This is a genomic window from Desulfoconvexum algidum (assembly GCF_055382125.1).
In genome coordinates, this window is sequence record NZ_AP042394.1 from 6,043,271 (window position 1) to 6,057,224 (window position 13,954).

The window sequence follows — 13,954 nt, forward strand, 5'->3', positions numbered from 1 at the left end:
CTGTCTTGTTTCCTTGTGGTGGTTTGGTTAACATTTTTATGGCCAATAAATTTAGCCTGCATCTTTAAATCTGCTGAAATCGGCCCGGTAAAGCCGGAGACTGTTGGTTACCACCGATATGCTGGAGGCGGCCATGGCAAGGGCGGCCAGGATGGGGTGAAGCTGGCGCAAAAAATCCGGGAACATGTCAAAGGGGGCTAGAATTCCGGCTGCCACTGGAATCAAAATAATATTATACACAAAGGCCAGAAACAGATTCTGGCGAATGGTGTGGAGGGTGCGCCGGCTGATGTGAATGGCCAGGGGAATTCCTGTGAGTCTTCCGCTGGCAAGGATCACATCCCCTGTTTCCATGGCCACATCCGTTCCCGTACCAATGGCAAACCCGATATCCGCCCGGGCAAGGGCCGGGGCATCATTAATCCCATCCCCCACCATTCCCACCATGGCATGGCCCGCCATGGCACGGCCCGCCTGAAGCTGTTCTATTTTGCCTGATTTTTCTTCCGGCCTGACATCGGCCACAATCTCATCCACCCCCACTTGTTTGCCGATGGCCTGGGCCGTCTGGAGATTGTCTCCGGTGAGCATGATCACCCGGAGACCCTCCTTTTTAAGGGCGGCAATGGCCTGTTTTGAGTCCGGCTTCAGCACATCCGATACAGAGATAATCCCCAGCACACTGGATTCCCCGGCCAGGATCATAACGGTTTTGCCCTGGTTTTGCAAAAGCGTGACCTGGTGGGAGACACCCTCGGTCAAAAGGGCGTCAAACCATCCGGGTTTACCCAGCCGAAGTCTTGCACCCCGGACAACTCCTGCAACCCCAAATCCGCCATGGGCTTTAAATTCCTTGGGATCGCTCAGGATTTCCCCTTTGGCCAAAGCAAAGGCCACAATGGATTTTCCAATGGGGTGTTCAGACCCTCGTTCCAGGGAAGCTGCCATCACCAGCACCTCCTGCTCGGTCAGTCCGCTGGGGTCCATGGAAATCAGGTCCACCACCGTGGGACGGCCCTGGGTGATGGTACCGGTTTTATCCATGACAATGGTGTCTAATTTTGCAGCCATCTCAAGGGCCTGACTGCGCTTGAATAAAATACCGTTCTCAGCCCCTTTGCCGGTTCCGGCCATGATGGCCGTGGGGGTTGCAAGACCCAGGGCACAGGGACAGGCAATGACCAAAACCGCCACCATCCGGATCATGGAGGGAACAAACTCACCGGTCACCCCCCACCAGATACCAAAGGTGATGATGGCAATAAGGATAACCGCCGGCACAAAAACCCCTGCCACCCGGTCTGCCAGAGCCTGGATGGGGGCACGACTCCCCTGGGCCTCCTGGACCATCCGTATAATCTGGGCCAGGGCCGTGTCTTTGCCCACCCGGGTGACCTCAAATTTTAGCAGCCCATCCCCATTGACCGTGCCCCCGGTTACCCCATCTCCCGAACATTTGTCCACCGGAAGGGGCTCCCCGGTAAGCATGGACTCATCCACGGCTGACTGACCGTCAATGATCACTCCGTCCACGGGAATCCGCTCCCCAGGACGAATCAAAATGATATCGCCTGTTTTGACACTGGTAATGGGCACCAAAATTTCAGCGCCGTCCATGAGTTTTGTGGCGGTTTTAGGGGCGAGTCCCATGAGTTTTTTAATGGCCCCTCCGGTCTTTCCCTTGGTCTGTGCCTCCAACAGCTTGCCAAATTTAATCAGGGTGATGATCACGGCAGATGTTTCAAAATAAACATGACCCCCAAGACCCGGGAGCAATAAAATGGCAAGAGAATAAAAATAGGCCACAGAAGAGCCCAGGGCAATGAGCACATCCATGTTGGCGGTTTTATTTTTCAGGCTGTTATAGGCCCCCCTATAATAATCTCCGCCCGTATAAAACTGAACCGGTGTGGCAAGGGCAAGAAAGACCCAATTGACCCAGGCCCCATGGCTCCAATCCCCCACCAGGCCAAAATCCCGGGACATACTCAGTAAAAACAGGGGCAATGCAAAGAGGGCTCCCACGAAAAATTTTTGTCGCTGATCCTGGATCTCCCGGTTCCGTGCAATTTCTTCGACATCCGCCTCATCCATACCCTCCTGCGCCACGATCAGATCAAACCCCAGTTCCTTCACCCGGGTCACAATCCCATCCAGGGCAATCTCGGAAGGCAGGTAAGACACAAAGAGCCGTTCCGATGCAAAATTAACCGAGGCCTTTATCACACCGGCCATCTCCCTGTTCAGGGTTCTTTCAATATTGGCTGCGCAATTGGCACAGCTCATTCCCGTCACCGGCATCTCTCGTTCAGCCGAAACCACATGAAATCCCAGGTCAACAATCTTCTCTATAATCTGATCCAACCCAACTCTCTCGGAATCAAAGGTCACCAGGGCCTGTTCTGCTGCAAAATTCACATTTATCTGTGTTATACCATCAAGTTTTTCCAGGGTTTTATGGATATTGGCTGCGCAATTAACGCAGCTCATCCCGCTTACCGGTAAGGCTAAAGTCTGTTCTCTCATCCTGAAACTCCCATATATCCTCCCATTTATAACGGGTGGATCTTATTCTATACATTGCCAAAACCTGCTGATAACATCTTTATTTTGCACCCGACCGCGGGACTCATTCATTTTTGGTTGGGTAGTATTTACCAATATAATCACAAATAATGAGTTTGACAAATTTTGCTGTCCCCCGTATTTTATTGCCGCAGGTTATGAATAATGGAAAAAATCCAAACCCATCCCCAGTTTACGGAGGATACTATAAAGCGCCAATGATTTCTCCCTTGCTACCCCCAAATAACCCTAAGGGTTCTCCATGAACACCTACTCAAAGATATTGTTGACCACCCTGCCCCTGGTCTTTTTTTTCATTTTTGCAATGGTGGGGACCACCTATCATTTTTCCAGGAAGGCATTGATTGATCTGGGTGAAACCTGGCTGGACACAAGGTTGTCAGAAGCCATGGACATTTCCCAGACCCAGGAAAACATGCTCCATGAATATGGACTTGAAAAAATTACTGCCAGCATTGCAAAGGCAAAACTGGATGCCGCAACGCAAATTTCCTCGATCGGGGTGGGGAAACAGGGATATATTTTTGCCGTTGACACAAACGGCACCATCATCTTTCACCCCAATAAATACCTGATTGACACGGATGTCAGTTCGGAAGAATGGTTTCAAAAAATAGGGTCCAATACCAAACGTCTGACGCTGGATATGGAGGGGAGAGAGAACCTGGCAAGGGTTAAAGCCTTCAAACAATGGGACTGGTTTCTTTTGGCGGTGGACCCCATGGAAGAGATATACGGAATAATCAATCGGATGACACCCTACCTTGTTTCCCTTGGTATTTTTGCCGCCGCTATTATTTCCCTGGCCCTGATGATCCTGACCCGGCGCCTGACGCGCCCCCTTGAAGAACTGGTGCAGGGAGCTGAACAAATTGGCAAGGGAAATCTTGACACCCGAATTCCCATCCACGGCAAGGATGAATTCGGTCACCTGGCAAAGGGATTCAACCAAATGGCCTTCAGACTTCAGGAAACCCTAACGGCCATGCAATACAGTGAGGAACATTTTCGAGCCCTCATTGAAAATGCCAATGACCTGATCTGGATTGTGGATGCACAGGGTACGTTTACCTATGCAAGCCCTTCCACCCAGCGAATATTGGGATATTCACCACAAGAGCTCATGGGGGTGAATGCTTTTGATTTTGTTCACCCGGAGGATCGAGAAGCCCTTTCCCATCGATTTAGTCTCAGGACCAAGTCCACTGTCGCACCCCAGCTCACAGAACACCGTTTCCGGCATAAGGAAGATTATTGGTGCACCCTGGAAACCATCAGCAAAAACCTTTTAGAACACCCGTCCATCAAGGGAATGGTCATTAACTCCCGGAATATCAACAAACGCAAGCTTGCTGAAAAAGCCCTGAAACGATCCCACCAGGAACTTGAAACCCGGGTAGAAGAAAGGACCAGCGAGCTTCTCGTGCTGAACGAAACACTGAACACGGAAATTCTGACTCGAAAAGAAAAAGAGATCCAATTGAAAAAAGCCAACCAGGCAAAAAGCGATTTCCTGGCCAATGTAAGCCATGAAATCAGAACGCCCCTAAACTCGGTCATTGGTTTCAGCGAACTGCTGTCCACAAAGATCTCGGACAAGCAGCAATCGGGTTACCTGAATGCCATTACCATCGCCGGAAAAAACTTACTCAGCCTGATCAATGGTATCCTGGATTTGTCAAAAATAGAGGCAAAAAAACTCAAACTTCATCGGGTACCGGTTTCTTTGGATTTGCTCTTCAATGAAATTCATCATCTGTTCAATATCAAGCTCCAGAAGAAATCCCTGGAATTTACCGCTGAAATTGATACCAGCCTTCCACAATTCCTTTTCCTGGATGATCTGCGGTTTCGCCAGGTATTGATCAATCTCATTGACAATGCCATCAAATTTACCGATACCGGCCAGGTCCGCATGATTGCCCAAACCAAACCGTTGCAAAATAAACGAGAGGGGTTTGTTCACCTTCTCGTTCAAATAGAAGATACCGGTATCGGAATCCATCCGGACAAGACCGACATCATTTTTGAATCCTTTCAACAGGAATCAGCCGGCACCAGCCGAAAATTCGGTGGCACAGGGCTTGGGCTATCCATCTGTAAACAGCTGATAACCCTGATGGGGGGGACCATATCCGTGACCAGCATTCCGGGAAAGGGGAGTCGGTTTGAACTTTCTTTTCCGGGAATTGAAATCAGCAAACAAATGCCGGACCAAACCACCAAAAGCCCTATCGTCCTCAACAAAATCAATTCCAACCTTTTAAGCAAAAACCTGACACCTGAAATAAAAACCCAGTTAAGCAAACATATTTTACCCCAACTGCCGCAACTCCAGGAAGGCATGAAAATATCTGACGTTCAAAAAATAGCAGAACAAATTATAACAATGGGCAGCCAATATCAAAACACAGAATTTGAAGACTTTGGCAGGCAATTATGCCATCACACAGAATCCTTTGATATTGAAAACATCCGGTCATCCCTGAAACAACTCGCCAATGCCATGGCGGAGATGGACAAGAACAAATAGAGTACCGTTATGGCGTTTGTTTTTTAGGGAATAAACAGGACCTGATCCAGCCCCAAAGCGTATTCCCGTCCAGGGACTCTCGTTCAACGGTATTCAAAAGATGGGTCATCTGTTCGGTGTCTGAATACCGATCCTTTCGGGTAATGATCTCCTTGTCCGGGTCCAACCGCTTGATAACCCTGGCAGGATTTCCAGCAGCAACCACATTGGCGGGGATATCAGAGGTGACCACAGCCCCGGCACCAATGATGCTGTTTCGTCCAATGGTGACGCCCTTGCACACAATGGCAGAATCCCCAACCCAGACATTTTCCTCGAGCACCACCCGACTCAACGCCCTGGGCGGCAGAGACCTGTCATAGATGCCGTGCCAGTCGGAATCGGTGATATAGACATGGCTGGCAAGCATGCACGAATCCCCAATGGAAATAGAGTTGGCGGCAGAGATTCTCACCCCCGGAGAAATCAATACATGATCCCCTATGGTGATACCGTCAATCCCCGGGCGGTCCGACCAGACCGTCAGCCGTGTTTTTTTATCGGAACATCCCAAAAGGGTAATATGACTGCCAATGTGCACCGGTCCGCCAAACACCTCAATATGCCAGGGTTTTACAATAAAGGAGTGGGGACCCAAAGCCCCAAGCTGGGGAACCAGATAATGGCGGACATAAAAATCTTGAAGCCGATACCAGGCTTTTTTAATATAAAAGGGTCTATTGTCTTTTATCACTTGGAGAACCCCAGGTATTGATGGCCCTGCCAGGCGGAATGGTCAAAAAGCCGTGCCGCCGGGGTCAAATGATACAGCGCATCCGCCGCCATGAGGACAACGGCATTGGTCCAGGAAATTTTTTCCTCGGGCCAGACCACCATGTCCGGATATGTATAGCCGCACCAGAAAGTTTTGTCCCCAAACACCCGGTCCTGGATCCATGAAAAAACCAGCCGGGCTTTCTGGATATTGCCCATGGCGTTCAGGGCAATTACCAGCTCCGATGTCTCAGCAATGGTCACCCAGGGCTGATCCGACACACAGCGGGTCCCCTGGCCTTCAATCATATATTTGCGCCAATACTTGTCAATACGGGCCTGGGCTTTCTCTCCCCGAAGCGCCCCGCTTAGAATGGGATAAAACCAGTACATTGAAAACCTGGATTTGCTGACATTGTAGACATGGAGGTTTTCCTGGATAGAATTTTCCAGACGTTCAAAGGCCTGTTCCCAGTCTTTTTTTTCCCGGCCGAGTACAGCGGCAATGGCCAAGGCGCACTTAAGACTCATGAAAATGGAACTGGACCCTGACAGCAGGGACATGGGATCAATTTTTCCCTCGGGACTTTTGGCCCAAAAAATCTCTCCTGTGGGGGTTTGAAGACTTAAAGCAAAGGCTATTCCTTGTTCCAGGGTGGGCCAATATTGGGCAAGCAATGACATATCCCGGGTCACCAAATAAGAATGGAAAAGCCCCACTGCAATGTAACAAGCCATATGGCTTTCACAGGTTCTATCTTCGGGTTCCCCCGCCACATAGGAAGAGAACCATGATCCATCCGGATTCTGGTTTTCCGCCAACCAGTCAAAGGCCAATCTGGATTCAGGGTAATGTCCCCCGATATTCAGTCCCATTATGGATTCAACCAGATCCCATGGATCGGTTTTCCCGTCAATGTGCCAGGGGATCTCCCCTGAGCGTTTCTGAAGGTTTACAATCATACCTGCAACTGAGTCTATGTTCAGAACAGAAAACAGCCTTGATTTTGCTGTTGTTTGGGACATTGGTACCTCTCCAGTTTAATAATACCCTTTAAAAATTGAAGGATACCCTATCAAATCTTAATTTTTAATTCAAGGACCCAGATTTTTTATTCATGAATGATAATTCATTAAATGTTTTTTTTTGGGAAACAGAATTATCCCAAGATGTTTGTATTCTTGGCTTTTAACCTAAATCTCTGAAATTGAATGGTATTTTATCCAGAATTCTCTGGAATTTTCTAAAATATTTTTCCTTGACAACCCCCGTATTTTTCTGGTAATCAAAAATGAATACTCATTCATAAGTGATGTAATGTATACTCGTAATATTAGGAGGAAATCATGGTAAGAAAAATCAGAAAGGCTGCAGTCATCGGGTCCGGAATCATGGGAGGCGGAATTGCCGCTCTTCTTGCCGGTGCCGGTGTAAATGTACTGCTCCTGGACATTGTCCCTTTTGACTTAAAAGATGAAGAAAAAAATGATGCCGCTGCCAGAAACAGAATCGTAAAAGCTGGTATGGATGCAGCACTGGCATCAAGCCCCTCTTTATTTTTCAACAAAAAAGATGCGGCTCAGATTGCCATTGGCAACCTGGATGACGACATTGAAAAATTGGCCGAATGTGACTGGATCATTGAGGTGGTTGTTGAAAACCTTAAGATTAAAAGAAACCTTTTTGAAAAGATTGCAAAGGTAAAAAAAGCCGGTGCCATCGTTTCCAGCAACACCTCTGGTATTCCCCTCAAAGATATGTGTGAAGGATTTTCCCAGGAATTCAAAGAACATTTCATGGGCACCCATTTCTTTAACCCGGTTCGCTACATGCACCTGCTGGAATTGATTCCCGGTGCGGAGACCCTTCCTGAAATTCTTGAATTTATCGCCGGATTTGGTGAAAAAAATCTGGGCAAGGGAATTGTCTGGGCAAAGGATACCCCCAACTTTGTGGGCAATAGAATCGGCATCCAGGGCATTGGCGCCTGCATGAAATTCATGATGGAAGACGATATGTCCATTCCTGAAGTGGATGCCCTTTTCGGACCTGCCCTGGGACGCCCCAAGACGGCCATATTTAAAACCACAGACCTGGTAGGACTGGACACCATGTCCCATGTGGCCAAAAACTCCTTTGACCTCTGCCTGGATGACGAGCAGAGGGATACCATGGATCTGCCGGATTTCATCAATACGATGGTGGAAAAAAACATGCTGGGCAACAAGACCCAGGGCGGTTTTTACAAAGCGGAACTGACACCTGAATGGAAAAAAATCCGAAAAGTCCTCAATATCAAAACCCTTGAATATGAAGACCTGGTAAGACCCAGCTTTCCCTGCCTGGATGCGGCCAAAAAGAAAAGCAGCCTGACGGAAAAACTTGCCTGCGTTCTCAAGGGTGATGACCGTGGCGCTAAGTTTGCCTGGCGCTGTATGGCAAACGCCTTCCAGTATGCTGCCAACCGGGTGCCGGAAATTGCCGATACCATCATTGAAATCGACAACTCCATGAAATGGGGTTACAATTTTGAGATGGGCCCCTTTGAAGCATGGGATGCATACGGCGTCGCAGAAGCCGTGGAAAGAATGAAATCAGAAAACCTTGATGTCCCTGCCAATGTCCAGGGCATGCTGGATAAGGGTGTCGCAAATTTCTACAAACTTGAAAACGGAATCAAGTATTTTTATGACTTTGTAACAGGTGACTACAAAGCGGTTCCCGTTTCCAAATCCATGGTTTCCATTGCGGCGGCCAAGGGCAACAACAAGACAGTTTTGTCAAATGCTTCTGCCAGCCTGGTGGATATTGGAGACGATGTTTTTTGCATCGAATTCCATACCAAGATGAATGCCTTGAATGCAGAGATCATCGATACCATTGGTGAAGCCCTTGCCTATGTAGACAAAAACGGTGCAGGCCTTGTCATTGGAAATGAAGCCGGTGGCATGCCCGGTGCTTTTTCCGCCGGTGCTGATCTTTCCCAGGTTTCCAAATTCTGCCATGACAAAAAATATGCGGAGATTGAAGCCTTCATCAAAAAAGGTCAAGACGGTATCCAGGCCACCAAATATTCTGCCTTCCCTGTTGTGGCTGCCCCCTATGGAATGGTTCTGGGCGGTGGATGCGAAACCTGTTTGGGTGCCGACAAAATAGTGGCCCACTCAGAGCTTTACATGGGACTTGTTGAAATCGGTGTGGGTCTTCTGCCCGCAGGCGGCGGTTGCATGAACCTCTGGAAAAAATATATTAACGCCCTTCCTGCCAAAACAGCCAAGGATATGGATCTGGCCAAATTGTTTATCCCGGCCTTCATGAAAGTTGCCATGGCAGCTGTTTCCATGTCAGCAGCCCAGGCCCAGGGCAATGGTTTCCTTGGTCTGGCCGACCGGATTGTGTTCAACCGGGACAACCTCATCGGTGAAGCCAAAAAAGAAGTCTTGAAAATGGTGGATGACGGATATGTTCCCCCGGCCAAAAAACCCCTGATCGTTATGGGTAATGGCGGACAGGGAATGGTCAATGCAGAGATTTACAACATGCTCAATGGAAAATTCATGAGCGAACACGATGCATTCCTTGCCAAACGGATTGCATTTGTTATGAGTGGTGGTGATGTAAAATCCGGCAGCGAAATAGATGAAAATGTCATCCTGAAACTGGAACGGGAAGCCTTTGTTGATTTTTGTAAAGAAGACTTGACCATTGCAAGGATCGACCACATGCTTAAAACCGGAAAACCACTCAGAAACTAAAGGAGAACGCAACAATGAGAGACGCATATATCGTACAATCGATCCGGACACCGGGCTGTAAACAGAAAAGAGGTCTGTTCAATCAGACCCGGCCCGAAGAGCTTGCTTCATTTATCATGAAGGAAGCCGTTGAAAGAACCGAAAATTTATCATTTGAAGATGTGGAAGATGTCATGCTGGGCTGTGCCTTTCCCGAAGCGGAGCAGGGACTGAACCTGGGCCGGGTTGCCGCTAGAATGGCGGGTTTTTCCCACAAGGTTTCCGGTGCCACTGTTAACCGCTTCTGTGCCTCAGGCCTGGAAGCCATCGCCTTGGCAAGTGCCCGGGTACAGATGGGTTGGTCAGAAATCACCATGGGTGTTGGTTGCGAATCCATGACCTTTGTCCCCATGGGCGGCAATACCCCCCGCCCCCATCCCGAATTTTCCAAAACCAACCCTGAAGATTACATTTCCATGGGCATTACCGCTGAAAATGTGGCCAACCGGTACAAAATATCCCGGGAAGAACAGGACGCATTTGCTGCTAAATCCCAGGCCAAAGCAACTGCTGCCAGGGATAATGGCAAGTTTACTGAAATTATTCCCACCCCTGCCTTTAAATATGTAATACAGGCAGACGGTACCTATAAAAAAGAACAATTCATAGTGGAACACGACGACGGTATCCGTGCTTCAACCCCTGAAGGCCTTGCCAAGCTTCGGACTGCCTTTTCAGCTGTAGGGTCGGTGACCGCTGCCAACTCCTCCCAGACAACTGACGGTGCCGCCGCCAGCATCATCGCCTCCAAGGAAAAATGTGATGAGCTGGGTCTTACCCCCATCGGAAGATTGGTTTCCTACGCAACCGTGGGCTGCAGGTCAGATGAAATGGGTGTAGGACCCCGGTATGCCATCCCCAAGGTGCTGAAACAGGCCGGAATGACCATTGATGACATTGATATCTATGAAATCAATGAAGCCTTTGCTTCCCAGGCCATCTACTGCATCCGGGAGTTGGATCTTGAAAAATACATGGACAAAATCAACATCCACGGTGGTGCCATTGCCCTGGGTCATCCTTTGGGATGTACCGGTGCTAAACTGACCGCCACCTGCCTTGCCAACCTCAAAGAGGTAAAGGGTCGCTATGGAGTTGTTTCCATGTGTATCGGCGGCGGAATGGGTGCGGCAGCTATTTTTGAAAGATTATAATTTGATTTAGCCCCATTGTTCGTTTAAAAAGGCTGTTTTCTTTTATTAAGAAAACAGCCTTTTTTTATTCAAGCCAGCCAGATTCCTGGAAGATCAGAAGGATTTTGATTGTCCCCTGATTCCCTGAGAATACTTCTATAGGACATCCTTTAGATAGCGGCCTGTATGGCTTTTTATAGATTGGGCAATCTTTTCCGGCGGCCCTGTTGCAATGATTTCCCCGCCGTTGTGACCGCCTTCAGGCCCTATATCAATGACCCAGTCACAGGTTTTGATCACATCCAGATTGTGCTCGATGATGATCACTGTATTTCCGGCATCGGTGAGTCGCTGGAGCACCGTAAGCAGCATTTTGATATCTTGAAAATGAAGGCCGGTGGTGGGTTCATCCAGGATATACAGGGTTTCTCCCGTGCCCCGCTTGGCCAGTTCCCGGGCCAGCTTAATGCGCTGGGCCTCTCCCCCGGACAGGGTGGTGGCGGCCTGGCCCAGTTTTATGTAGCCAAGGCCCACATCCACGAGGGTATCTAAAATATGGGAAATCCTCGGATGGCTTTCAAACAATTCCCTGGCCTGAACAACGGAAAGATCCAGAACATCGGCAATGGAATGGTCCTTATAGGCTATTTCCAGAGTGGACCGATTGAACCGTTTTCCTCCGCAAACTTCGCAGGGGACAAACACATCCGCCAGAAAATGCATTTCCACCTTGATATACCCGTCGCCCCTGCAGGCTTCGCACCGGCCGCCCTTTACATTAAAGGAATACCGCCCCTTTTTATAGCCCCTGGCCTTGGACTCGGGCAGCATGGCAAAGAAATCCCGGACATGGTCAAACACCTTGGTGTAAGTGGCGGGGTTACTTCTTGGGGTCCGGCCGATGGGCTTTTGATCAATATTGATGATTTTGTCAATATGGGCCAGTCCGGTGATTTTTTCATGGGCGCCCACGCTCAGCTGGGAGTTATGGAGGGCCACGGACAGGGCCGGATAAAGGATCTGGTTGATCAGGGTGGATTTACCGGCCCCGGAAACGCCGGTCACGGCCACCAGCAGCCCGATGGGAATTTTAGCGGTCACATTCTTAAGATTATTTTCCGATGCCCTGACAATGGAGATCCAGCGGTTTCCTTTATCGGCATGGCGCCTTCGGTGTTCAGGCACCTCAATTCGTTCTTTGCCCGTAAGAAATCTTCCCGTGATCGAGGCGGGGTTGGCCTTAATCTGATCCGGGGTTCCCTGGGCCACGATCTGACCTCCCAAATGCCCGGCCCCGGGACCTATATCCACTATCCAGTCAGATTTTTCCATGGTTTCCTGGTCATGTTCCACAATGATCAGGGTGTTCCCGATATCCCGCAAATGGTGAAGGGTGGACAAAAGCTTGATATTGTCCCGCTGGTGAAGGCCGATGGAGGGTTCATCCAGAATATACAACACCCCGGTCAGTTCACTGCCCACCTGGGATGCCAGCCGAATGCGCTGGGATTCCCCACCAGACAGGGTCGGCCCGCTGCGGTCCAGGGAAAGATAATCCAGCCCCACGTTGACCAGGAACCCCAACCGGTCTGAAATTTCCTTGAGCAACTCTTGGGCGATCAGTCGTTTGTTGCCGCTAAGATCCAGAGACCTCACAAACTCATGGGCCTCCCGAACCGTCATCCCGGTAAGATCAATGATCGATCGTCCCCGGATCAGAACATGGAGAACTTCCTCTTTAAGCCGTTTACCCTGGCAGCTGGTGCAGATGCTGGAGGTCATAAAGACGGCATAATATTTTTTTTGGCCTTCGGACTGGGTATTCCGGTACCGCCGCATCAGGGTATGGACCAGCCCTTCATGGGTCCGGGTAAATTCGGCCTGGATCTTGGCCGACGTCCAGTTCACCCGCATCTCCTTACTCTTGGAACCATAGAGCAACAACTGCTGTTGCTCGCTGGGCAACTTGTTCCAGGGCGTATCAAAATCAATGCCCCATTGTTCTTCCATGGCCAAAAGCTGACCCATTCCCCAGGAATTGTCATTCTGGTACCGGGGATTTTTAAGAAAATAATTTTTCCAGGGGAGCACCGCCCCCTGGCGGATACTCAGGCTCTTGTCCGGCACCACCTTGTCAGGATCTATGGCCAAAAGAGTCCCGATACCGTTACAGTCCGGACACATGCCCAGGGGAGAATTGAAGGAAAAAATCTGGGGGGTAAGCTCCGGGTAGGCAATACCGCAGCATGAGCGGGCCTCACTCATTTTCAAATCTTCCCTTCCCTCCATGTGAACAATGATCTGGCCATGGCCCAGTTTCAGGGCGGTTTCCACAGAATCGGTGAGGCGTTTTTCCATTGCGGCATCCTGGCGGACGACCAGGCGGTCCACCACCACCTCAATGTGATGTTTCTTATTCCGGGCCAGGGCCTGAACATTTTCAAGCGCCTGGACCACCCCGTCCACCCGGACCCTGGCATACCCGTCTCGTTTCAATTCATCCAACCGCTCCCGGTGTTCCCCCTTCCGATTCTCCACAATGGGGGCCAGAATCAGTATTTTGGAAGACGCAGGCAAAGAATAAATCTGGGAGACCATGGACTGGGCATGGCCCCGACCCACCTTTTCCCCGCAGCGACAACAAAATTGTGTGCCCACCCGGGCAAACAATACCCTCAGATAATCATAGATCTCGGTGATGGTTCCCACGGTGGACCGGGGATTTTTACTGGCAGCCTTCTGCTCAATGGCAATGGTGGGGGACAGGCCCCGGATGGTATCGTACTTTGGTTTTTCCATCTGTCCGATGAACTGCCGGGCATAGGAGGACAAGGACTCCACATACCGGCGCTGGCCCTCTGCAAAGATGGTATCAAAGGCCAGGCTGGATTTTCCCGAGCCCGACACCCCGGTAAAAACCACCAGCTTCTTTTTGGGGATTTCCACATCAATATCTTTGAGGTTATGTTCCTTGGCACCTTTGACAATAATCCGGTCCAGCTCCTTGGTGTGATGGGAAGGGGGGAGAAGATTCTCCAGGGACAATAAAGGGTCTTCCGGAAAGGGCTCCGGCAAAACTTCATCTATCAAATCATCCGTTAAATCAGGTATATAGCTGCTGTTTTTCATATTATTTCAGGACTGCTCCTTAGGG

7 protein-coding genes are annotated in these 13,954 nt (G+C 49.6%); 3 read left to right on the forward strand and 4 right to left on the reverse strand.

The genetic code is table 11. The features are described 5' to 3' along the window. Positions 1-51: 51 nt before the first annotated feature. On the reverse strand, positions 52-2,526 hold the full coding sequence (locus tag ACZ45G_RS27225; protein WP_464173727.1) for a heavy metal translocating P-type ATPase: 2,475 nt from the start codon (positions 2,524-2,526) through the stop codon (positions 52-54). Positions 2,527-2,827: 301 nt separating this feature from the next. On the opposite strand from ACZ45G_RS27225, the gene ACZ45G_RS27230 reads away from it, so the two are divergent. Beyond that, on the forward strand, positions 2,828-5,119 hold the full coding sequence (locus tag ACZ45G_RS27230; protein WP_464173728.1) for an ATP-binding protein: 2,292 nt from the start codon (positions 2,828-2,830) through the stop codon (positions 5,117-5,119). 7 nt (positions 5,120-5,126) lie between these two features. Here ACZ45G_RS27230 and ACZ45G_RS27235 read toward each other — a convergent pair whose 3' ends face one another. Next, complete coding sequence (locus tag ACZ45G_RS27235) at positions 5,127-5,852, reverse strand: acyltransferase (protein WP_464173729.1); 726 nt, start codon at positions 5,850-5,852, stop codon at positions 5,127-5,129. Next, the gene (locus ACZ45G_RS27240) at positions 5,849-6,898 is read right to left on the reverse strand and encodes a phenyltransferase domain-containing protein (RefSeq protein WP_464173730.1); all 1,050 of its coding nucleotides are present in this window, start codon (positions 6,896-6,898) and stop codon (positions 5,849-5,851) included. The genes ACZ45G_RS27235 and ACZ45G_RS27240 overlap by 4 nt, the downstream gene beginning before the upstream one ends. Before the next feature lie 321 nt (positions 6,899-7,219). On the opposite strand from ACZ45G_RS27240, the gene ACZ45G_RS27245 reads away from it, so the two are divergent. Together ACZ45G_RS27245 and ACZ45G_RS27250 are read left to right on the forward strand one after the other, a co-directional pair. Then, positions 7,220-9,628, forward strand: a complete 2,409-nt coding sequence (locus ACZ45G_RS27245; RefSeq protein WP_464173731.1) for a 3-hydroxyacyl-CoA dehydrogenase/enoyl-CoA hydratase family protein — start codon at positions 7,220-7,222, stop codon at positions 9,626-9,628. 14 nt (positions 9,629-9,642) lie between these two features. Beyond that, positions 9,643-10,821 carry a thiolase family protein gene (locus ACZ45G_RS27250; RefSeq protein WP_464173732.1) on the forward strand — a complete coding sequence of 393 codons (1,179 nt, stop codon included), beginning with the start codon at positions 9,643-9,645 and terminating at the stop codon, positions 10,819-10,821. 135 nt (positions 10,822-10,956) lie between these two features. On the opposite strand, the gene uvrA is transcribed toward ACZ45G_RS27250, so the two are convergent. Beyond that, positions 10,957-13,929 (reverse strand): excinuclease ABC subunit UvrA, encoded by a 2,973-nt coding sequence (uvrA, locus tag ACZ45G_RS27255; protein ID WP_464173733.1) that lies wholly within the window; start codon positions 13,927-13,929, stop codon positions 10,957-10,959. Positions 13,930-13,954 lie beyond the last annotated feature (25 nt).

What these genes read in the sequence shown, in the direction of transcription:
- ACZ45G_RS27225 (WP_464173727.1), bottom strand. Translation starts at nt 2,526, where the DNA reads ATGAGAGAACAGACTTTAGCCTTACCGGTAAGCGGGATGAGCTGCGTT.
- uvrA (WP_464173733.1), bottom strand. Translation starts at nt 13,929, where the DNA reads ATGAAAAACAGCAGCTATATACCTGATTTAACGGATGATTTGATAGAT.
- ACZ45G_RS27245 (WP_464173731.1), top strand. Translation starts at nt 7,220, where the DNA reads ATGGTAAGAAAAATCAGAAAGGCTGCAGTCATCGGGTCCGGAATCATG.
- ACZ45G_RS27230 (WP_464173728.1), top strand. Translation starts at nt 2,828, where the DNA reads ATGAACACCTACTCAAAGATATTGTTGACCACCCTGCCCCTGGTCTTT.
- ACZ45G_RS27240 (WP_464173730.1), bottom strand. Translation starts at nt 6,898, where the DNA reads ATGTCCCAAACAACAGCAAAATCAAGGCTGTTTTCTGTTCTGAACATA.
- ACZ45G_RS27250 (WP_464173732.1), top strand. Translation starts at nt 9,643, where the DNA reads ATGAGAGACGCATATATCGTACAATCGATCCGGACACCGGGCTGTAAA.